This window comes from Pseudomonas sp. HMSC057H01 (assembly GCF_001836405.1).
GTDB lineage: Bacteria > Pseudomonadota > Gammaproteobacteria > Pseudomonadales > Pseudomonadaceae > Pseudomonas > Pseudomonas aeruginosa.
On the sequence record NZ_KV828391.1, the window covers coordinates 120,979 to 141,085 of the forward strand.

Consider the following 20,107-nt stretch of genomic DNA (forward strand, 5'->3'; position numbering starts at 1 on the left):
CCGGCGGGTCCGTTCAGGTTAGCCGAGCCGGTCACGCCAGCCGACGGGAAGACTTGCACGGGCGTACGCGCTTCTCCATGCTCCCCCGACTGCGCTACGGGAAACATATGGACACAGGCCTGTACCTGAAACATCTTTCCTCTATACAACAATAAGTTGCAGCACAATCACTGCTTGTTAAACTGGGGCGTCTCGGGGGGAATAGCATGAATTACCAGGCGCAAATGATAAGAATTATCAGCCTAATAATGGCGTGGGGAGTTCTCTCCAATCTCTCGGGCTGCAGCTGGATGACCGGCAGCTTCGAAGACCCCGACGTCAAGCTGCTGAAGGTGGAAGTGGTCAAGGCACGCTTGCTGGAACAGGAGTTCGTGATGCGCTTCCGCATCGACAACCCCAACGATTTCAGCCTGCCGGTACGCGGCCTGCAGTACGCCGTGCAACTGAACGACATCCAGCTCGCAGAAGGCGAGTCCGGCCAGTGGTTCACGGTTCCCGCCCACGGCCACGAGGTATTCGACGTGCCGGTGCGAACCAATCTCTGGCGCCACATGAAATACATCGTCAAGCTCCTTGAGCGTCCCGAGGAGCCGATCCGCTACCGCCTGCAGGGCGAAGTGAAGACCGGACTGATGTTCGGCCGCAGCGTGCACCTGAGACGAAATGGCGAGATAATTCCCGGCGATTTCATCCCAGAATAGGTCCACCATGAGTCAGGAACCCCACGTACACGGCCCGAACTGCAACCACGACCACGATCATCATCACGATCATGGCCATGGTCATGTCCATGGTCCGCACTGCAACCACAGCCACGAGCCGGTGCGCAATCCGCTCAAGGCCGTAGGCCGCAACGATCCCTGCCCCTGCGGCAGCGAGAAGAAATTCAAGAAGTGCCACGGCGCCTGACCCTTCGCACGCGCCGGCATCCGAAGGCCCGCTGAGCAGCGGGCCTTTTCGTTGGCGCGCCACCAGCCCCGCCGGGGCGTCATGCGCGACAGCGGTTTGCATCGAACCTAGGTTCCTGGCGTAGAGTCTTCCGTTCGTAGCCCATCGACGAGCCGGAGACGCACCGATGATCGACCTGTACTACTGGACCACCCCGAACGGCCACAAGATTACTCTTTTCCTGGAAGAAACCGGCCTGCCCTACGCCATCCATCCGATCAATATCAGCCAGGGCGACCAGTTCCAGGCGGATTTCCTGAAGGTGTCGCCGAACAACAAGATTCCCGCCATCGTCGATCGCCAACCAGCCGACGGCGGCGCTCCCCTGTCGCTGTTCGAGTCCGGCGCCATCCTGCTCTATCTCGCGGAAAAGACCGGACGGTTCCTCGCCAAGGACCTGCGCGCGCGCCAGGAAACCCTGCAGTGGCTGTTCTGGCAGATGGGCGGGCTGGGGCCGATGGCCGGGCAGAACCACCATTTCAACCGCTTCGCCCCGGAGAAGATTCCCTACGCCATCGACCGTTACGTCAAGGAAACCGCGCGCCTGTACGGCGTTCTCGACCAGCGCCTGGCGGACCGCGCCTTCGTCGCTGGCGACGACTACAGCATCGCCGACATGGCCATCTATCCGTGGATCGTCCCACATCAGTGGCAGGAGCAGGATCTCGCCGACTTCCCACACCTGCAGCGCTGGTTCGAGAGCATTCGCCAGCGTCCGGCGACGCAACGCGCCTATGCTTTGGTGGAGCGCATCAATCCGCCGCAGTAGCGGGTCCCGAGCCGGCCTGCGGACGTCCTCGCGGACGATCGCAGGCGGAGCTTGCGCAGCCCTGCGCTCCTCACTAACGTAGCGCCTCTCGACGCGACCACTCCCGCAGGAGCCCCCACCCCATGGCCTCGCCAGCCTTCATGCGTTTTCTTCCCCGTTGCGGCGCCGCCGCGGCCTTCGGCACCCTCCTGGGCCTGGCCGGTTGCCAGTCCTGGCTCGACGATCGCTACGCCGACAGCCTGCCGCCGACCTCCGGCGTGCAACCGATCAAGGGCCTGGCGCAAAACGTATCGATCCGGCGCAACGCGCTGGGCATGCCACTGATCGAAACCGGCACCTTCCATGACGCGTTGTTCGCCCTGGGCTACGTACACGCCTCCGACCGCCTGAGCCAGATGGTCAGCCTGCGCCTGCTGGCCCAGGGACGGCTGGCCGAGATGGTCGGCCCCGGCGCGCTGGAGATCGACCGTTTCATGCGTACCGTGAACCTGCGCCAGGCCGCGGAGATCCAGTACAGGAACGCCTCGCCGCGCCTGCAACGCTTCTTCGAGGTCTACGCGCGCGGGGTCAACGCCTACCTGTATCGCTATCGCGACAAGCTGCCGATGGACCTGGCCCAGTCCGGCTACCGTCCGGAATACTGGAAGCCCGAGGACTCGGCCCTGGTCTTCGCCCTGCTCAACTTCGGCCTGGCGGTGAACCTACAGGAAGAAATCGCCTCGCTGACGCTCGCGCAGAAGGTCGGCAGCGACAAGCTGGCCTGGCTAACGCCGACCTATCCCGACGAAAACCTGCCGTTCGACGAGGCGGAAAAGCTCAAGGGCCTGCGCCTGGACGGGCAGGTTCCCGGCCTCGCGGGCGTCGAGGGCGCGGCGCGGCAGGTCGCAGCGCTGAGCATGCTCGGGGTTGCCGCCTCGAACAACTGGGCTATCGCGCCACAACGCAGCCGCAGCGGCAAGAGCCTGATGGCCAACGACACCCATCTGCCACTGAGCATGCCGTCGGTGTGGAACTACGTACAGATCCGCTCGCCCAAGTACCAGGCCGCGGGCGTTTCCATCGCCGGTCTGCCGGGCGTGGTGGCGGGCTTCAACGGCAAGCTGGCCTGGGGCATGACCATGGTCCTGGGCGACAACCAGGATCTCTACCTGGAACAGTTGCGACGCCAGGGCAACCGGCTCTATTACCTGGCCGACGGCAAGTGGCAGCCAACCCGCGAACGCCAGGAAACCTTCTTCATCAAGGGCCAGCGGCCGATCCGCGAGGTCATCCACGAAACCCGCCATGGCCCGCTGCTCAACAGCGCCCTGGGCGAACGCAAGAACATCCTCCAGCCGCTGCCGCTGAAGAGCGGCTACGGACTGGCCTACCGGAGCATCCAGCAGGAAGCCGACAAGACCCTGGACGGCTTCTTCGACCTGTCGCGGGCCAAGACCATCGAGCAGGCCTTCGACGCCACCCGCGAGATTCGCGCGATGCCGCTGAACATCGTGTTCGCCGACGAAAAGCACATCGGCTGGCAGGTCACCGGACGCTATCCGAACCGCAAGGAGGGTCGCGGCCTGCTGCCCTCCCCTGGCTGGGACGGCCGCTACGACTGGGATGGCTATGCCGACCCGATCCTCCACCCCTCCGACCAGGACCCGCAGCAGGGCTGGCTGGGTACCGCCAACCACCGCACCGTGCAACCCGGCTACGGCGCTCAGTTGTCCAACTCCTGGTACTACCCGGAGCGCGCCGAGCGCATCGCCCAGCTCGCCGGTGCCAGCAAGAGCCACGACACCCAGAGCATGATCCGCATGCAGTACGACCAGACCTCGCTGTTCGTCGCCAAGCTGCAAGCCATGTTCGACAATCCCGGCATGGCGGCGCCGCTGCGCCAGGCCATCGACGCCTTGCCGGAGGCGCAACGCAGCCGGGCGCGGGAGGCCTACGACCGGCTGATGGCGTTCGACGGCAAGCTGACAGCCAGCTCCAGCGACGCCGCGCTGTACGGCGCCTTCCTCCACGAGAGCGCCAGGCAGATATTCCTCGACGAGCTAGGACCGGAGGACGGCCCTGCCTGGAAAGCCTTCGTCGAGACCGCCAACCTCTCCTACTCGGCGCAAGCCGACCACCTGCTCGGGCGCGACGACAGTCCGTTCTGGGACGATACCCGCACTCCGCAGAAGGAGGACAAGCCGGCAATCCTCGCGCGCAGCCTCGCCGCCGCCGTGGAGTTCTGCGAACAGCGACTGGGGAGCGAGCGCAAGGCCTGGCAATGGGGCAAGCTGCACACCTACGAATGGCGGAGCGACAGCTCGAAAATGGCCCCCTACCTGGGCGCCGGCGAGCGCGCCGGACTCGGCGCGATCAAGGGCTATCTCGATCGCGGGCCCTATCCGGCCGGCGGCGACCACACCACGCTGGACGTATCGGCCTACGGCTGGGGCCAGGACTTCGACACTTGGCTGATCCCGGCGATGCGGCTAATCGTCGACTTCGGCCAGAGCGAACCGATGATCGGCGTGAACAGCAGCGGCCAATCCGGCAATCCGGCCAGCCCGCACTACGCCGACGGTATCGACGCCTGGCTCAAGGGGCGCTACGTTAGCTTCCCGTTCCAGCCACAGAACCTCGATCGCGTTTACGGCAACAAGCGGCTGACGCTCACTCCCGCTCGCTGAACGGACGGCGCGGAACTTTCCTCCGCGCCGTGGCTCTGAACAGCCGACTTACTCCATGATCATCTTCAGGGCGTCCTTCCGGACGCCCTTCTTTTATCCCCCTCCCGGAAAGCCTCCGTTTTCTCGAAAGCCCGGGCACGGGATCGAACTGATCTCACTCCTCTCCGGCCTCTTCCACGGGCGCCACCAGCGCCCGGTCCAGCCAGTCCGTCGGCAGGCTCTTGCTGGCGCGGGCACCGAGCAGCTTGAGTTGCTCGCTGCGACTGATCAGGTTGCCACGTCCCTCGGTGAGCTTGTTGCGCGCCGCGGCATAGGCCTTGTCCAGTTGCTGCAGGCGCGAACCGACCTCATCGAGGTCCTGGACGAAGAGCACGAACTTGTCATACAGCGAACCGGCACGTTCGGCGATTTCCCGCGCATTCTGGTTCTGCCGCTCCTGGCGCCAGAGGCTGTCGATTACCCGCAGGGTGGCCAGCAGGGTGGTCGGGCTGACGATCACGATATTCTGCGCGAAGGCGTCCTGGAACAGGTTCGGCTCGGCCTGCAGGGCCGTCGAAAAAGCCGCCTCGATCGGCATGAACAGCAGGACGAAGTCGAGGCTGTGCAACCCTTCCAGGCGTCGATAGTCCTTGCCGGAGAGGCCTTTCACATGGTTGCGCAACGACGTTACGTGCTGCTTCAGCGCCTGCTGGCGCAGCAGATCGTCGTCAGCGGCGATGTACTGCTGGTAGGCCGTGAGACTGACCTTGGCATCCACCACCACCTGCTTGTCGCCGGGCAGGCGGATCAGCACGTCCGGCTGGAAGCGTTCGCCCTCGGCGCCCTTCAGGCTGACCTGGGTCTCGTATTCCCGGCCTTTTTCCAGGCCCGCATGCTCGAGCACCCGCTCCAGCACCAGTTCGCCCCAGTTGCCCTGGGTCTTCTGGCCCTTGAGCGCGCGGGTCAGGTTGGTCGCTTCCTCGCCCAGGCGCAGGTTGAGCTGCTGCAGACGCTCCAGTTCCTTGCTCAGGGAGAAACGCTCGCGCGCTTCCTGCTGGTAGCTTTCCTCCACCCGCTTCTCGAACGCCTGGATGCGCTCCTTGAGCGGATCGAGCATCTGCCCCAGGCGCTGCTGACTGGTTTCGGCGAAACGCTGTTCGCGTTCGTCGAAGATCTTTCCCGCCAGTTCGGCGAACTGTGCCCGCAACTCGTCGCGGGCCGACTGCAGGTCGGTCAGGCGCTGCTGGTGGCTTTCCTGCTGCTCGCGCAGTTCCGCAGCCAGCGCAGCCCGTTCGGAAGCCAGGCGACGCACTTCCTCTTCCCGGCCCTGGCGCTCGCTGGCCCAACGTGCCTCCGCCTGGGACGCCCGTTGCCGCTCCTCCCCCATCAACTCGGCTTCCCGACGCAGCGCGGCGACCTCACCGGAGAGCCTGGCATGGCGCTCGCCGAGTTGCTGGTAAGCCTCCCTGCTGGTCTCCAACTGCGCATTCAGCCCGTCCTGGGCCAGTTGCGCGGTCGCCAGTCGCTCGCCGAGCAAGGCTATCTCGCGCTCCGCCAGGCTGGCCCTTCTCTGTAGCTGCCATGCCAGGCCGGCCAGGGGAATCGCGGCAGCCAGCAGGCCAAGCAACAGGTTCGGTAGATCGACGGGCATGGGGCACTCCAGCGGAAAACGACGCAACACCCGCCTGGCAGGCGCGCGTGCAGCGGATTCTAGGTTCTTGGGAAAAGACCGTCGAGCGAATAGCGCCGCGCCGAACGAGCACTCCGCTTCCGAGCTGTGCATAACCCCATGCGCAGGACATTTCAGATACTTCCGTAACGGAAGCCATCGCCCTGCGCCCTTCGCCGCCGGGATATTTCTGCTTCCACGGCATTTTTGTCGCGGCTACAGGGCTTGCCTTGGAGCGTGCGATGTGCTGTCGAGCAAGCGCTTGGGAAATCCACAGATCCTGTGGATAACCCAGTGGAAAAGCCCCTAAAAAACTGCCGAACCCCCGATGGAGTGGGGCTATGGGACAGATTGACGATTTTTTCACCAACTATTTTTATCGTTATTTTTCAATAAGTTACGTTTCAAACATGAAAAATCAAGCGTTTAGAGCCTAACGCTCTCAACCCTTGACAAGCTGCTTTCCATTTGTGCACAAATTTTCGCCGAAGCCTCTTGCCGCCCCATTGCAGGGCAATGCCGTTCGAAATCCTCAGCCACTCTTTCCCTCGGGGCATGCAGGCCAGCCCTGCCCAACAGGCAGGTGGCGGCCTTCAGACGGTGCCCCCGGATCGCTGGCAACCGTGCCCCCCTCCACTCACGCCGGATGCGGCAACTTTCCGTCCACCAGGAACAGCTCCCAGGAGAAGATTTTCGGCGCCCCCGGCACATGCGCCGGCTTGAAGGCCACGTAACCGGCCGTGGTTTCGCACAGCCAGGGCGTCAGGTTGCGAGGACGCTTTTCGGTGAAGGCCGCGGGCGTGAACAGGGCGACATTGCAGCCGCGCTCCGGGCAACGCGCCGAACGGTATTCGAATGCCTGCACCCCGGCGCTGCGCATGGCACTTCCCAGTTCCTGGGGAGCGCGGTAGTCGGCGATGTCGGTCAGCGCAGCCTCGTGATCGGAGAAAGGCGGCGCCTGCAGACGGATTCCCCGCTCCACCTTCCAGCCCGCCTCGAACGAAGCGTGCTCGGACAGAATCCTCCCGCTCGGTGGCGGCACCGCCATGCCACTCCACAGGACACAACGGTAATACGCGCTTTCGGCCATGGCCGTTTCCAGCTTCAACGCGGCGTAGAACAGGCTTGGCTCGTGACGACGGCCAAACCGCGACCCCCAACGCAAGGGCGGATAACGGAACGGGGTCTTCAACAGGTAATGCAATGGCTCGGCATCCGCCGGCACCGGCGGCTTGCTCGACTCGAGCAGTTCCTCGAGCAACGCCTGTTCTTCCAGGGTGTCGACCAATTGCAGGGTCGCCACCTGCTCCTGGCTCTCCACCAACCGCACCAGCCGCCCCTGGAGCGGTCGGACATGCCGCTCACCCTTGCACTGTCGCCAGATCTCGCTCACCTTCCGCCCCTCGCTTCCTGTGGTGTCGGATGCCAGCGTAGCGGCACCGCAGTCTCCATTCAGCCAGGCGTGTCGCCTCTGGCTGCCAGCCTTTTCCGTGACAGGCGTAGGCCCCCGTACAGGCGCGCCGGGCATCAGACCTTGCCGCGGATCGCATCGAGGTATTCCAGCACATGAACCAGGCCCTGCACCTGTCCCATCAGTGCCAGCGGCTCGCCCGCCAGGTGATGGTTGGGAGTGCGCAGGAAGTGGCGCATGTCCTCCTGCTGCCCGCCGAACAGGGCATACAGTGCGCGATAGACCCGCACCAGCAGCAGAGCCAGCTCGCCGGTCTTGCTGTCCACCCGCAGGCCCTGGGTCTTCCAGCGGCTGATGGCGCTGCGATCGACGCCGACGATGCCGGCCAGTTCGAGCTGCGTCAGCCCCAATTGCTCGCGCGCGGCCAGGACGGCCTTGGCCAGGACAGCATCGGCGCTGGGACGTTCCTTGATGAGAGCGCTCATGACGACCTCCTCATGTGTGTTTACAACAAACTATCATTATTTTGCTGAAAACACACCTTGATTCGGTCGAACCTAGAGAACCACGCGCAAGCATTGACCGGCGTGATAGAGAGAAAAACCCATCTCGTAGGCGCAACTGCGCAGCCTGGCCGCGGGGACGGGCTTCATGTCACTGAACGGCAACGGCAATGTCGCTCGCTCGCCGCTCAGCAAGTAGTCGGCGAACGCCTTGCCCACTACCGTACCGGTGGTCACGCCGCGTCCGTTGTAGCCGGTCACCGCCAGCAAGCCTTGCGCAGGCTCGAACAGGCGCATCAGATGATCGGGGGTGAAGGCGATGCAACCCGTCCAGCTGTACTCCCAGTTGACCTGGCCCAGGTCGGGAAAGTAATGGCTCTGGATTCGATCGGCCCATTGCCGCAGGAACCAGGCGGGCTTGTTCGCGCCATTGCCGAGGCTTCCCAGCAATAGGCGACCCTGGGCATCGCGACGGATGCTGCTGAGCACCGTCCTGGTGTCCCAGGAACCCTGGCCGTGAGGCAGGATGCGCTCGGCCGCGGCGCCGTGCAGCGGCGCCGAAGCCACCTGGTAGTAGTAGCCGGGAAAGAAGTGCCGCCTCAGGTTGGTCCACTCGCCCTCGGTATAGGCGTTGGAAGCGATCACCACCTGTTCCGCCAGTACCGCCCCCGCGGCGCTGCGCACCGCCCACAGCGCGCCCTGCCGCTCCAGGGCGAGCACCGGCGAGCGCTGGTAGAGTTGCCCGCCCCGCTGTACGACGGCGGTGGCCAGTCCGCGCGAATAGGCCATGGGATTGAGAGTGCCGGCGCGTCGGTCGAGCAACGCCGCGCTGATTCGCCGGGTGCCGCAGGCCTCGTGGCAAGCCGCGCCGGTCAGCAACTCCAGCGGAGCACCGCGGCGCGTCCACTGCGCGTGACGGCGTTGCAGATCGGCCACGCCGCTGGCGTTGTGCGACATGTGCAGGGTGCCCTCGCGGCGCAACTGGCAATCGATGCCGAGGCGTTCGATGGTCTCCATCACCAGCGCCGGCGCCCGCCCCAGCACGGCGTTGAGCTTTTCTCCCTGCTCGGCGCCGAGGGTGGCGACCACCTCGTCCGGGGGAATCCAGGTGCCGGCGTTGATCAATCCGACATTACGTCCCGACCCGCCGTGGCCGACCTCGTACGCTTCCAGCACGCACACCGAACGGCCCGCCTCCAGCAGGTGGAGCGCAGCCGAAAGCCCGGTGAAACCGGCGCCGATCACACATACGTCGGCGCGCTGCTCGCCGTTCAGGCTCGCCGCTCCGGACAGGCGAGGCGTAACCACTTCCCACAGACACCGTTGCTGCAAACCGCCCATGCGCGACTCCGCTGCCAGCCTCATTGCCATGCGGCGGGAGCCCGCCGCGCCCCGTTCAATCGAAGGTGATGCCCTGTGCCAGCGGCAGCTCGCGGGAATAGTTGACGGTGTTGGTCTGCCGTCGCATGTAGGCCTTCCAGGCGTCCGAGCCGGACTCGCGACCGCCGCCGGTCTCTTTCTCGCCGCCGAACGCCCCGCCGATTTCCGCCCCGCTGGTGCCGATGTTGACGTTGGCGATCCCGCAGTCACTGCCCGCCGCGCCCTGGAACAGTTCCGCCTCGCGCAGGTCGGTGGTGAAGATGCACGACGACAGTCCCTGGGGAACCTCGTTGTTCAGGCGCAGGGCCTCGTCGAAATCGCGGTAGCCGACCACGTACAGGATCGGGGCGAAGGTCTCCGTGCGCACCACTTCGGTCTGTCCCGGCATCTCGACGATGGCCGGCGACACGTAGTAGGCATCCGGATAGCGCTCCTGCAATTGCCGCTCGCCGCCGAACACCCGTCCCCCCTCCTCGCGGGCTCGCGCCAGGGCGTCCTGCATGGCCAGGTAGCTGCGTTCGTCGATCAGCGGCCCGACCAGGTTGCCCTCCAGCGGATGACCGATACGGACCCTGGAATAGGCTGCCTTGAGGCGCTCGACTATCTCGTCCTTCACCGACTCATGGGCAATTAACCGGCGCAAGGTGGTGCAGCGCTGCCCGGCGGTGCCCACCGCACCGAACAGGATGCCGCGCACCGCCAGGTCGAGGTCGGCGCTTGGCGCCAGGATCATCGCGTTGTTGCCGCCCAGTTCGAGGATGCAGCGAGCGAAACGCGCCGCCACCCGCGGCGCCACTTCGCGCCCCATGCGAGTGCTGCCGGTGGCGCTGACCAGGGCGACGCGACGGTCGTCCACCAGCGCTTCGCCGGCCTCGCGGTCGCCGATCAGCAATTGGCTCAGGTGCGCCGGCGCATCGCCGCCGAAGGCCCGCGCGGCACGCTCGAACAGCGCCTGGCAGGCCAGTGCGGTGAGGGGGGTCTTCTCCGAAGGCTTCCAGACCACGGAATTGCCGCAGACCAGCGCCAGCGCGGTATTCCACGACCACACCGCGACTGGGAAGTTGAACGCGCTGATCACGCCTACCACGCCCAGCGGGTGCCAGGTCTCGCGCATGTGGTGGCCGGGACGCTCGGATGCGATGGTAAGACCGTACAACTGGCGCGAGAGGCCCACCGCGAAGTCGCAGATATCGATCATTTCCTGGACTTCGCCGAGGCCTTCCTGGGTGATCTTGCCCGCCTCCCAGGACACCAGTTCGCCGAGTTCGGCCTTGTGCCGACGCAATTCCTCGCCGAACAGCCGCACCAGTTCACCACGGCGCGGCGCCGGCACCTGGCGCCAGGCACGGAACGCCTGTTCGGCGCGCTCGACCTTGGCGGCAACGGCGGCGCGCCCCTCCAGTGGCACCGCAGCCAGGCGACTGCCGTCGATGGGGGTATGCACGGCAAGCTCGCCATCGCGAAAAGCATTGGGGTCGAGGCCGAGACTGCGCAGCAATCCGTCGATCATGTGAGGTTCTCCTGGCTGTTCGTTTCCGCTCGTTTTAGTCGGTTTGCCCGGGAGCGACAAACGACCTTTATTCGCCACGTCATTCCGAGTTTTCATACTGGCTCCGAGCTGTCGCGATCCGCCGTCTTTCCCGTACCATGCACGCCTTCGCCGGCCAGCCCTCGCCTACCCGACATGGACAAGAAAAAGCTGTTGCGCCTGATCACGGAAAAGCTCGCCGCGGACCTGGAAGTCGCCGTCCGCGCCGCGCAGACCGCCCATGAGACGGCAACCCACGAAGAGAACGTCGCCGAGAACAAGTACGACACCCTCGGCCTGGAGGCGGCCTACCTGGCCGCCGGGCAGTCGCGCCGGGTCGAGGAGATCCGCCAGGCGCTGGGCCTGTACCGCAATCTGGTGCTGCGCGATTTCGACGAGGAACAGGGCATCCAGCTCACCGCGCTGGTCACCCTGCTGAACGCCGACGGCAGCCGGCGAACAGTGTTCCTCGGCCCCGAGGCGGCCGGGCTGAAGATCGATTGCGAAGGTCGCGAGGTGTTGGTCATCACGCCTCGCTCGCCACTGGGTCAGAGCCTGGTCGGCAGGCACCCGGGCGACGAGACCGGGGCGAAGGACTCCCCCCTTGCGGTGGAAATCCTCGCCGTCGACTGAGGCTACTGCTGCGGCGCACCGCAGGCGCCGCAGAACTTCGCGCCCGCCGCGAGATCGGCGCTGCAGGCGATACAGCGCAGCGGCGCCAGGGCGCCGCCGCAGCCCTGGCAGAATCGTGCCGTCGCCGCATTCGCGGTGCGGCAGGCGGGACAGGCCATTCCCACCGCGACTGGCGCCGGCGGATAGCCGCCCTGACCGCGGTGATGACCGCCGCCGTGATGACCACCGCCCTGTCCATGATGACGCCCACCCATCAACAACCGTTCGAAGAACCCCATGGCACAACCCTCTCGTCTGGATCTGACGGCTTCCAGTGAAAAGGCTGTAGCCACTACAGGGTCAATGGCGCGGAAACATCGGGAAACTCAAGTCCGCTTCACCACAGCGGCAACGCGTAGCTGACGATCAGCCGGGTCTCGTCGATGTCGTTGCCGAAATCGCTGCGGAAGGTGCCGTTGCGCAACTTGATCCCCAGGTTCTTCAACGGCCCCGATTGCACCAGGTAGGCGATATCGGTGTCCCGCTCCCATTCCTTGCCGCGCCCACCGCCGTCCAGAAGGTCGATGTGTTCGCCACGCAGGTAGCGGCTCATGAATGTCAGGCCGGGCAGGCCGATGGCGGCGAAGTCGTAGTCGTAGCGCAACTGCCAGGAGCGCTCGTCCTTGTTGGCGAAATCGCCGATCTGCACGAAGTTGACCAGATACGGATCGGTCCCGGCCAGGTAGGCGAAGCCGCTGTCGCCGGACATGCGCTGGTAGCCGAGGCCGAAGGCGTGGCCGCCCAGGCGATAGGTGAACAGCGCATTCAGCGCGCGATTGTCGACGCGGCTGCCGCCCTCGTCGGTGGAACGCGCCCAGCGGATGTCGGACTTCAGCGACTGGTCATCGGCGAGCGGCAAGAGGTGCTGCACGCCGAGATAATGCTGGCGGTAGAAATCCTCCAGGTTGGCGTAGTGGTAGCTGCTGCTCAGGCGCTCGCTCCAGCGGTAGGTACCGCCGGCGAAGTCGAAGCGGTCGCTGCCGGGGTGCCGGCCCGCCAGTACGTTGCGCTTGTTGCCGCGGGTGATGCCGAGGTCTTCGGCGTTGGTCGAGTCGCGCTGCTTGACCTGGCGCAACTGGCCGAACTGCAGCGCCAGCCCGTCGATCTCGTTCACTTCCAGCAGTCCACCCTGGAAGGTTTGCGGGTGCAGGCGCGTGTCGTTGAACTGCACCACCGGCAGCCTGGGCATCAGGCTGCCGATCTTCAGCGTACTGTGCGAGACCCGTAGCTTGGCGGTCAGGCCCAGGCTGGAATAGTCGTGGGCGGCGCGCCGGTGGCTCGTCGAATACGGCAACAGACCACTACCGGATCGCTCTGGCGAGGAGTCCAGCCTGACGCCCAGCAGGCCCAGCGCATCGACGCCCAGGCCGAAGAGCCCCTCGGTGTAGCCGGACTCGTAGCGCAACAGGAAACCCTGCGCCCACTCCTCCGAATAGGACTGGCTGGCGCCGGGCTGGCGATAGTCGCGATTGAAATAGAAATTGCGCAGTTCGAGGCCGGCCTTGCCGTCGGCGAAAAACTCCGCCTGGGCGAACGACGGCAGCAACACCAGCCCCGCGGCCAGCATCGGAACGGGAAGAATTTTCATTGTTGTTGTCTCTTCGTCGTCAGTGGATAGACACGGCGCCGCGGCCACTCCCTGCCGCGACCGCCGTGGCGGAGCGGATCAGACCCCGGCGAGCATGCCCTCCAGGCGTTGACGCACCAGTTGGCGCGCCTGCTCGACGATGTCCCTGAGCAACTCGGCGCAGGCCGGTTCGTCGTCGATCAGGCCCTGGACCATGCCGGCCGACCAGATCCCCAGGTCGGTATCGCCCTGCTGGTACACCTGGCGACCGCGCTGGCCGCTGACCAGCGCGGCGATATCGGCGTAGCCGGCGCCGCCGCGTGCCTCGATCGCCAGTACTTCCTGGCTGATCGCGTTGCGCGCCACCCGCGCGGTATTGCGCAGGGAACGCATGATCAGGTCGGTGGAACGCTCGTCGGCCGCACGGATCGCCGCCTTCACCGCAGGGTGTATCGGACATTCGCGAGTGGCCAGGAAGCGCGTGCCCATGTTGATCGCGTCGGCACCCAGCGCCAGCGCCGCGACCAGGCCACGTCCATCGGCGAAACCGCCGGAGGCGATGATCGGCACGCGTAGCCGGTTGGCCGCGGCCGGCAGCAACACCAGGCCGGGGATGTCGTCCTCGCCCGGGTGGCCGGCACACTCGAAGCCGTCGATGGAGACGGCGTCCACACCGAGTCGCTCGGCCTTGAGCGCATGGCGCACGGCGGTGCACTTGTGGATCACCTTGACGCCGTGTCGACGGAATTCGGCGATGTGCTCGCCGGGGTCGTTGCCGGCGGTTTCGACGACGGGGATTCCCGCCTCGATGATGGCTGCACGATATTCGGCATAGGGCACCGGCTTCTGCGTCGGCAGCAAGGTCAGGTTGACCCCGAACGGCCGATCGGTCAGCTCGCGGCAGCGTGCAATCTCCGCAGCCAGTGCCTCCGGGCTCGGCTGGGTCAACGCCGACAGCGTCGCCAGGCCACCGGCGTTGGCCACCGCCGCAGCCATCTCGGCACGGCCGACCCACTGCATACCGCCCTGCATGATCGGGTGTTCGACGCCGAAGGTCTCGGTGAAACGGGTCCTGAACACGCCCATGGATTGCCTCCTCGGTCAGATCGGGTCCCAGGAGAACACGTCCGGGCTGCGCGCCAGGTCCATGAAGCTGCCGCGCAACGCCGGCATGCCGTGCTCGGCGATGCTCTCCGGGGTCCAGCCGCGCTCGCTATGCACACTGCGCAGCGGCCGGCTCTGACTCATCAGGAAGAGTTCGTGGTGACGCGCGGCGAACACCTGGCCGGTGACCTCGCGGGCGGCGTCGGACGCCAGGTAGACGGCCAGCGGCGCGTTCTTCTCGGGGGTCATGCGCTGCAGCTTGTCGACGCGGGCCTTCTGCTCCGGGGTTTCGGCCGGAATCGAGTCGGTCATCCGGCTCCAGGCGAACGGCGCGATGCAATTCGAACGCACGTTGTAGCGCTGCATGTCGAGGGCGATGGATTTGCTCAAGGCGACGATGCCCAGCTTGGCCGCGGAATAATTGGCCTGGCCGAAGTTGCCGATCAGCCCGGAAGTGCTGGTCATGTGTACGAAGGCGCCGGCCTGCTGGGTACGGAAGCGTTCGGCGGCGGCCCGGCTGACGAAGAAGCTGCCGTTGAGATGGACATTGATCACCGACAGCCAGTCGTCGGCGCTCATCTTGTGGAAGATCGCATCGCGCAGGATGCCAGCGTTGTTCACCACGATATCCAGACGCCCGAAACCGTCCATGGCGCATTCGACGATACGCCGCGCGCTGTCCCAGTCGGCGACGCTGTCGGTGTTGATCAGGCCTTCGCCGCCTCGCTGGCGGATCAGGCCAAGGGTCTCTTCGGCCGGCGAGGCCGACCCGCCCTCGCCCTGTAGCGATACGCCGATATCGTTGATCACCACCCGTGCCCCGGAATCGGCCAGGGCCAGGGCGATCTCGCGGCCGATGCCGCCGCCCGCGCCGGTAACGATCGCGACCTTGCCTTCATTGAGTCTGCTACTCATGGGTAATCCTCTTCGTCCCGTGGATGTCGTTCGGTTGCGCTCAGCCCGGCAGGCCGAGGACGCTCTTGGCCAGGATGTTGCGCTGGATTTCGTTGCTGCCGCCGTAGATGGTGGTCGGCCGCGACTGGATGAAGATCCCCGCCGGATGCAGCTCGGGGTCTTCGGCGAAGGGCTGTAGCAGGGCCGAGTCCTCCCCGGCGACCTCCAGGCCCAGCTCGCTGATGCGCTGGAACAGTTCGGACTGGAAGATCTTCAGCATGGATACCTCCGGGCCGAGCCTCTCCCCACGCCGCAGGCGTTCGGCGAAACGCTCGTAGAGCGCCTTGTGGCTGTCCAGGTCCATGCTCAGCGCGGCGAAACGGCGCGCGAACAGAGGGTCGTGCCACAGTCCCAGGTGCCGGGCCAGGCGCTCCAGGCGCTGGAGGGCGAAGGTGGACTGCTTGGGCGAACCGAGGAAGATCCGCTCGAAACCGAGCAGCGCCTTGGCCATGCTCCAGCCCTGGTTGATTTCGCCGACCAGGCTGTCGTAGGGCACCCGCACGTCGTTGAAAAACACTTCGCAGAACTCGCCGTGCAGCTCCAGGTTGAGGATCGGCCGCACCTCGATGCCCGGGCTGTCCATCGGCACCAGCAGGAAGCTGATGCCGTGCTGCGCCTTGGCGCTGCGCTCGGTGCGGACCAGCAGGAAGATCCAATTGGCCTCAGAGCCCATGGTGGTCCAGGTCTTCTGTCCGTTGATCACCCACTCGCCGTTTTCCAGGCGCGCCTCGGTGCGCAGGCTGGCCAGGTCGGAGCCGGCGTTGGGCTCGCTGTAGCCCTGGCACCAGATGTCTTCGCCGCTGAGAATGCGCGGCAGAAAGCGCGCCCGTTGCGCCTCGTCGCCATAGCGGATCAACAATGGGCCGAGCATGGTCACGCCGCTGTCGGGCAGGCGCGCGCAGCCGTACTCCTCCATTTCCTCCATCATGATCAGTTGCTTGCCGGCGCTCAGCCCCATGCCGCCGTACTCCCTGGGCCAGCCGGGACACAGCCAGCCCTGGCGCGACAACAGCAGGTACCACTCGCGGGTTTCCTCGCGCCCCAGGCGACGGGGCGGATTGCGGATGCGCTGCGGATAGTTGGCGGCGATCCACTCACGGACCATCAGGCGAAAGGCGTTGTCGTCGAGATTGTCGTAGTCGGTCATCTCAGTTTCCTCTGAATACGGGGGGACGCTTGGCGAGAAAGGCCGCCTTGCCCTCGGCGTGGTCGGCGCTGAGAAACAACTGGCTCTGCAACTCGCCCTCCCGCTCCAGCAATAGGTCAAGGCCCTCGGCGAGCAACGCCTTGGTCATCGCCAGGGGCAACGGCGCCTGCTGCTCCACCCGCCCGGCCAGTTCCAGCGCCATCGCCAAGGCGCCGCCAGCGGCGCAGAGGCGGTCGGCCAGGCCGATGCGCAGTGCCTCCTCGGCCTCTACCACCTGGCCGAACATCAGGATCTGCCGTGCCCGCCCCCAACCGATGCGCGCCGGCAAGGTATGCAACTGGCCAAGGTCGGCGAGCAGCCCGACCTTGCCGAAGCCGGCGGCGAAGCGGGCGCCGGCGCCGCAAACGATGCTGTCGCAGGCCAGCGCCACGGACAGCCCGGCTCCCACCGCCCAGCCCTCGACCGCGGCGATCAGCGGCTTGCCCATGCGCACCATCTGCCGCACCAGCCGCGCGTTGTCCTGCATTCGCGCCCTGCCGGCGGCCAACTCGGTCACCCGCATGTCGCCCAGGTCGCCGCCGGCGCAGAACACCTCTTCGCCACCGGTCAGCAGCACGCTGCGGATCGATGGGTCGCATTCGGCCGCCTCCAGGGCCCGCAGCAATTCCATGCGCAGCGCCGGCGACAGTGCGTTGCGCCGGGCCGGGTTGTCGAAGCGCAGCAGGCGCACCGTGCCGCGCGTTTCCTGCAACAAACCGCTCATCAGGCCACCTCCCGCTGTAGCAGCGCGGCGTAGCGCGCCTTGTGGAACGCCAGTGAGCCGTGGGCATTGAGCAGTACCATGGCGCGGCGCAGGAACAGGCCGATGTCCGCCTCGTCGGTGTAGCCAATGCCGCCGTGCAACTGGATGGCCTGGCGGGTCACCAGCAGAGCCGCTTCCGAGGCCCGTACCCGAGCGCTGGAGACCTGCCGCTGGCGCTCGCTTTCCGACGCCCCGGCATCGATCGCGGCGGCAGCCTGCTCGACCATGGAGCGCGACAGTTCGATCTGGATCCTCAGGTCGACCATGCGGTGCTGCAGCGCCTGGAAACTGCCGATCTCGCGGCCGAACTGGCGACGTACCTTGAGGTACTCCAGGGTTCGCTCGAAGGCGCCATCCATCAGTCCGACCAGATAGGCCGCGCAGGCCAGCCCTGCCTCGTCCAGAACCTGTTCCGTTACCTCGCCGGACAACCACCGTGCCGGCGCATCGCGGAAACGCAGGCGCGCCAGGTGAGCGCCATCCTGGGTCGCCTCGCAGAGCAGTTCCACGCCATCGGCATCGCGCTCGACCAGCGCCAGGCCCTGCTCGCAGGCCACCAGCCAGGCATCGGCGGCGCCAGCCAGATGTACGTGAGCGACTTCGCCGTGCAGCCGCCCTTCCTGCATACGAGGGCGCCGCCGCCCATCGCGGTAGGCGATGCCCGCCGGCAGGACCAGCCGCTCAGCGGCCAGCAACGCAACGCGCTCGTCTTCCGGCAGCAGCGGCGCCACCAGCCCGGCCTCGATCAGCGGCTCGGGCAGCAGGCCGCGCCCCAGCGCCTCCAGCAACGCCGCGTATTCGCTCATGCCCAGGCCGCTGCCGCCCAACGCTTCATCCAGGCGCAGCGCCGGCCAGCCCATGGCGCAGACCTCGCGCCAGGCCTGGCGGTCCACCCCGCTACCGGTGAAACGACCGCGGCGCACGCGGCTCAGGTCGCCGTCGCGCGGCACCAGCGAAGCCGCGCTGTCGCGGATCATCCGCAGACGCTGCTCGCGCTCGCCGGCCCACTCATCTTGCTCACTCATCTGTTCGCCCTCCTGTCGATACGCCGTCCGCCCGTCCGTCATCTGCACGGGCGGCGCCGGCTTGTCCGCGCGGAGCGACCGCGCAGGCCGTGGTCCGGACGCGCGACGGATGGCTCCGCTGCCGCGCCGCCGGAACTCCGCTACGGCTTAGCCGCGCGGTACCTGAAGCTGCCCGAGGCCATGGCGATGACCTCGCCGTCCTCGTTGCAGATTTCCGCCGTGCAGAAGCAGATCGTGCGGGTCCGTCGCACTACCCTGCCAACCGCACGAAGCTCGCCGCGGGCGCTCCCCATGAAGTGGGTAGCCATGTCGATGGTCACCATCGAGCAGTCCGGCAGGCAGGCACGGATCGCCTGGGCCATGGCGGCGTCCAGCACCGACATCAACACCCCGCCGTGGAACTGTTGCAGGTAGTTCATCAGTTCCGGGCGATGCCCCAAGCGCACCCGCGCCATCCCGTCGGCATCGGTCCAGCGCTCGAGGCCGATGAACTCCTGGAAGCTGGCGGGCCGCTGCTCCGCCGCTGGCTGTCGTGGAAAAGAACTCATGGATGTGCACTCCTTCCGCAGGATCAGGCCTTGGCCGCGCGCCGCTCGGCGGTATCCACGGCACTGCCCGGCGCTTGCCGTCGGGAAGCGCTCTCGGCATCGCGGGACTCGCGGTTCGGGTCGTAGAGCCGGTCCGCAATGAACAGCGCCGGGATCAGCCCGGTGAGCACGTAGGTGATGCCCATCACCAGGAAACCCGCGCCGATCGACACGTGGGTGGCCAGCAGGCCGATGCCGGCGGGCGCCACCGCCGCGCCGATACGCCCCAGGTTGTAGGCGGTGCCCACCGCCGAGCCGCGGACGCGGGTGGAGAAGCTCTCGGTCATGTAGGTTGCCAGCACCCCGACCGGAACGCCGTAGATGAAGCCGAAGGTGATGAGGATCCAGAGGATGTTGGAGGGCGAGTGGTAGAACACGATCAACGGCATGAAGGCGGCGCTGCCGATGGCCCCGGCGGCGAAGGTCAGGCGCCGGCCGAAGAGATCGGCGCAGACACCGGCGGCGACCTTGCCGAGGATCATCGCGCTGTAGGTGCCGACCATGTAGCCGGTCATCGACTTGAAGTTCATCCCCAACTCGCTCTCCAGGTAGGACGGCATCCAGTTGTTGGTGCCGTAGTAGCCGAACAGCAGGAAGCAGGAGGTGAGGCTCCAGAGCAGGAACATGCCGCGCGTTTCCGGATCGCCCAGCATCCGTCCCAGCGGGCCGGCGCCGCCAGCCTCGGCGTGGCTCTGCGGAGCCGCGCCGGGACGCTGGCGCCCGGCCTGGGCCGCGAGCCAGGACGGCGACTCCGGCACCCAGGGCCGCAGGGCCAGGCAGACCAACGCCGGCGCCACGGCGGTGAAGAACAAGGTGCGCCAGCCGAACTCGGGGATGATCTGCCCCGCCAGCAGGGTCGCCACCAGGTAGCCCACGGTCCAGCCGGCCTGCATGGCGGCGAGGATGGTGGTGCGGTACCTGGTTCCGACGCACTCGGACATCAGGATGTTGCAGGCGACGAACAGCGAGCCGAGGCCGAGCGAGGCGACGAAGCGGATCAGCGCGAACTGCCAGTAGTTCTGGGTCAGCCCCAGCAACGCGGTACCGATGGAGAACAGCACGATGGTCCAGGTCACCACTCGCACCCGGCCGAAGCGGTCGCAGCACCAGCCGCCATAGATACCGCCGACGGCCATGCCGGCGAGAGTCAGGCTGCCGAGGGAGCCGGCTTCGAAGTTGCTCAGGCCGAATTCGGCCTTCAGGCTGTTGAGGCTGTAGGCCAGGAACATCAGGTCGACGCCGTCGGCGAGCAGGCCGAGGAAGCAGAAGACGAAGGCGATCAGCATGGTGCGCCGGGAAATGGCCGGCGCCGGGTTCGGGGAAAGCGCGGTTGCATTCATTATTCTTGTTCTCGCAAGCAGGATTTCGGTTGATCTTCACGGCAGCCCGACGGTCG

At 66.3% G+C, this 20,107-nt stretch carries 19 protein-coding genes; 5 read left to right on the forward strand and 14 right to left on the reverse strand.

From position 1 onward, the window contains the following. Positions 1-206: 206 nt before the first annotated feature. From HMPREF2581_RS04440 to quiP, 4 genes are all read left to right on the forward strand, one after another. Complete coding sequence (locus tag HMPREF2581_RS04440) at positions 207-701, forward strand: LEA/WHy family protein (protein ID WP_003123186.1); 495 nt, start codon at positions 207-209, stop codon at positions 699-701. Positions 702-708: 7 nt separating this feature from the next. After that, positions 709-909: an SEC-C metal-binding domain-containing protein gene (locus HMPREF2581_RS04445; RefSeq protein ID WP_003081984.1), complete on the forward strand. Its 201-nt coding sequence runs from the start codon at positions 709-711 to the stop codon at positions 907-909. Between the two features lie 166 nt (positions 910-1,075). Next, complete coding sequence (locus HMPREF2581_RS04450; protein ID WP_003081964.1) at positions 1,076-1,717, forward strand: glutathione binding-like protein; 642 nt, start codon at positions 1,076-1,078, stop codon at positions 1,715-1,717. A gap of 122 nt (positions 1,718-1,839) precedes the next feature. After that, a complete protein-coding gene (gene quiP / locus HMPREF2581_RS04455; protein WP_003140632.1) occupies positions 1,840-4,383 on the forward strand; it encodes an acyl-homoserine-lactone acylase QuiP in 2,544 nt (847 codons plus the stop codon). Positions 4,384-4,537: 154 nt separating this feature from the next. Here quiP and rmuC read toward each other — a convergent pair whose 3' ends face one another. From rmuC to HMPREF2581_RS04480, 5 genes are all read right to left on the reverse strand, one after another. Next, entirely contained in the window at positions 4,538-5,899 is a 1,362-nt protein-coding gene (gene rmuC / locus HMPREF2581_RS04460; protein WP_003081943.1) for a DNA recombination protein RmuC, read from the reverse strand. Positions 5,900-6,668: 769 nt separating this feature from the next. Beyond that, positions 6,669-7,424 (reverse strand): RES family NAD+ phosphorylase, encoded by a 756-nt coding sequence (locus HMPREF2581_RS04465; protein ID WP_003140635.1) that lies wholly within the window; start codon positions 7,422-7,424, stop codon positions 6,669-6,671. 134 nt (positions 7,425-7,558) lie between these two features. Next, on the reverse strand, positions 7,559-7,927 hold the full coding sequence (locus HMPREF2581_RS04470; protein WP_003086329.1) for an antitoxin Xre/MbcA/ParS toxin-binding domain-containing protein: 369 nt from the start codon (positions 7,925-7,927) through the stop codon (positions 7,559-7,561). Between the two features lie 72 nt (positions 7,928-7,999). Then, positions 8,000-9,286 (reverse strand): L-pipecolate oxidase, encoded by a 1,287-nt coding sequence (locus HMPREF2581_RS04475; protein ID WP_003086327.1) that lies wholly within the window; start codon positions 9,284-9,286, stop codon positions 8,000-8,002. Positions 9,287-9,341: 55 nt separating this feature from the next. After that, the gene (locus HMPREF2581_RS04480; protein WP_016254122.1) at positions 9,342-10,835 is read right to left on the reverse strand and encodes an L-piperidine-6-carboxylate dehydrogenase; all 1,494 of its coding nucleotides are present in this window, start codon (positions 10,833-10,835) and stop codon (positions 9,342-9,344) included. A gap of 174 nt (positions 10,836-11,009) precedes the next feature. Between HMPREF2581_RS04480 and HMPREF2581_RS04485 the strand changes: the two genes are divergently transcribed. Next, positions 11,010-11,486, forward strand: a complete 477-nt coding sequence (locus tag HMPREF2581_RS04485; protein ID WP_003140638.1) for a GreA/GreB family elongation factor — start codon at positions 11,010-11,012, stop codon at positions 11,484-11,486. Positions 11,487-11,488: 2 nt separating this feature from the next. Here HMPREF2581_RS04485 and HMPREF2581_RS33280 read toward each other — a convergent pair whose 3' ends face one another. The 9 genes from HMPREF2581_RS33280 to HMPREF2581_RS04525 all read right to left on the reverse strand — a co-directional run bounded on the left by HMPREF2581_RS33280 (position 11,489) and on the right by HMPREF2581_RS04525 (position 20,051). Next, complete coding sequence (locus HMPREF2581_RS33280) at positions 11,489-11,764, reverse strand: zinc ribbon domain-containing protein (RefSeq protein WP_023098713.1); 276 nt, start codon at positions 11,762-11,764, stop codon at positions 11,489-11,491. Between the two features lie 98 nt (positions 11,765-11,862). Continuing rightward, positions 11,863-13,113 carry an OprD family porin gene (locus HMPREF2581_RS04490; protein ID WP_003140639.1) on the reverse strand — a complete coding sequence of 417 codons (1,251 nt, stop codon included), beginning with the start codon at positions 13,111-13,113 and terminating at the stop codon, positions 11,863-11,865. Positions 13,114-13,191: 78 nt separating this feature from the next. Continuing rightward, positions 13,192-14,178, reverse strand: coding sequence for an NADH:ubiquinone reductase (locus tag HMPREF2581_RS04495; RefSeq protein ID WP_003140640.1), 987 nt, complete (start codon positions 14,176-14,178; stop codon positions 13,192-13,194). 15 nt (positions 14,179-14,193) lie between these two features. Further along, the gene (locus HMPREF2581_RS04500) at positions 14,194-15,111 is read right to left on the reverse strand and encodes an SDR family NAD(P)-dependent oxidoreductase (protein WP_003116998.1); all 918 of its coding nucleotides are present in this window, start codon (positions 15,109-15,111) and stop codon (positions 14,194-14,196) included. A 40-nt stretch (positions 15,112-15,151) separates the two neighbouring features. Further along, positions 15,152-16,297 carry an acyl-CoA dehydrogenase family protein gene (locus HMPREF2581_RS04505; RefSeq protein WP_003140641.1) on the reverse strand — a complete coding sequence of 382 codons (1,146 nt, stop codon included), beginning with the start codon at positions 16,295-16,297 and terminating at the stop codon, positions 15,152-15,154. Between the two features lies 1 nt (position 16,298). Then, positions 16,299-17,060, reverse strand: a complete 762-nt coding sequence (locus HMPREF2581_RS04510; RefSeq protein WP_003086299.1) for an enoyl-CoA hydratase/isomerase family protein — start codon at positions 17,058-17,060, stop codon at positions 16,299-16,301. Further along, positions 17,060-18,124: an acyl-CoA dehydrogenase family protein gene (locus HMPREF2581_RS04515; RefSeq protein ID WP_070867300.1), complete on the reverse strand. Its 1,065-nt coding sequence runs from the start codon at positions 18,122-18,124 to the stop codon at positions 17,060-17,062. The genes HMPREF2581_RS04510 and HMPREF2581_RS04515 overlap by 1 nt, the downstream gene beginning before the upstream one ends. 140 nt (positions 18,125-18,264) lie before the next feature. After that, positions 18,265-18,672, reverse strand: a complete 408-nt coding sequence (locus HMPREF2581_RS04520) for a PaaI family thioesterase (protein ID WP_003108633.1) — start codon at positions 18,670-18,672, stop codon at positions 18,265-18,267. A 23-nt stretch (positions 18,673-18,695) separates the two neighbouring features. Further along, a complete protein-coding gene (locus HMPREF2581_RS04525) occupies positions 18,696-20,051 on the reverse strand; it encodes an MFS transporter (RefSeq protein WP_003112539.1) in 1,356 nt (451 codons plus the stop codon). Between the last annotated feature and the right edge of the window lie 56 nt (positions 20,052-20,107).

Bases quoted from the DNA above. Each gene is read 5' to 3' on its own strand.
- HMPREF2581_RS04525 (WP_003112539.1), bottom strand. From the start codon at position 20,051: ATGAATGCAACCGCGCTTTCCCCGAACCCGGCGCCGGCCATTTCCCGG.
- quiP (WP_003140632.1), top strand. From the start codon at position 1,840: ATGGCCTCGCCAGCCTTCATGCGTTTTCTTCCCCGTTGCGGCGCCGCC.
- HMPREF2581_RS04440 (WP_003123186.1), top strand. From the start codon at position 207: ATGAATTACCAGGCGCAAATGATAAGAATTATCAGCCTAATAATGGCG.
- HMPREF2581_RS04445 (WP_003081984.1), top strand. From the start codon at position 709: ATGAGTCAGGAACCCCACGTACACGGCCCGAACTGCAACCACGACCAC.
- HMPREF2581_RS04485 (WP_003140638.1), top strand. From the start codon at position 11,010: ATGGACAAGAAAAAGCTGTTGCGCCTGATCACGGAAAAGCTCGCCGCG.
- HMPREF2581_RS04510 (WP_003086299.1), bottom strand. From the start codon at position 17,060: ATGAGCGGTTTGTTGCAGGAAACGCGCGGCACGGTGCGCCTGCTGCGC.
- HMPREF2581_RS04505 (WP_003140641.1), bottom strand. From the start codon at position 16,297: ATGACCGACTACGACAATCTCGACGACAACGCCTTTCGCCTGATGGTC.
- HMPREF2581_RS04450 (WP_003081964.1), top strand. From the start codon at position 1,076: ATGATCGACCTGTACTACTGGACCACCCCGAACGGCCACAAGATTACT.
- HMPREF2581_RS04475 (WP_003086327.1), bottom strand. From the start codon at position 9,286: ATGGGCGGTTTGCAGCAACGGTGTCTGTGGGAAGTGGTTACGCCTCGC.
- HMPREF2581_RS04515 (WP_070867300.1), bottom strand. From the start codon at position 18,124: ATGAGTGAGCAAGATGAGTGGGCCGGCGAGCGCGAGCAGCGTCTGCGG.
- HMPREF2581_RS04500 (WP_003116998.1), bottom strand. From the start codon at position 15,111: ATGAGTAGCAGACTCAATGAAGGCAAGGTCGCGATCGTTACCGGCGCG.
- HMPREF2581_RS04470 (WP_003086329.1), bottom strand. From the start codon at position 7,927: ATGAGCGCTCTCATCAAGGAACGTCCCAGCGCCGATGCTGTCCTGGCC.
- HMPREF2581_RS04495 (WP_003140640.1), bottom strand. From the start codon at position 14,178: ATGGGCGTGTTCAGGACCCGTTTCACCGAGACCTTCGGCGTCGAACAC.
- HMPREF2581_RS04520 (WP_003108633.1), bottom strand. From the start codon at position 18,672: ATGAGTTCTTTTCCACGACAGCCAGCGGCGGAGCAGCGGCCCGCCAGC.
- HMPREF2581_RS04490 (WP_003140639.1), bottom strand. From the start codon at position 13,113: ATGAAAATTCTTCCCGTTCCGATGCTGGCCGCGGGGCTGGTGTTGCTG.
- HMPREF2581_RS33280 (WP_023098713.1), bottom strand. From the start codon at position 11,764: ATGGGGTTCTTCGAACGGTTGTTGATGGGTGGGCGTCATCATGGACAG.
- HMPREF2581_RS04480 (WP_016254122.1), bottom strand. From the start codon at position 10,835: ATGATCGACGGATTGCTGCGCAGTCTCGGCCTCGACCCCAATGCTTTT.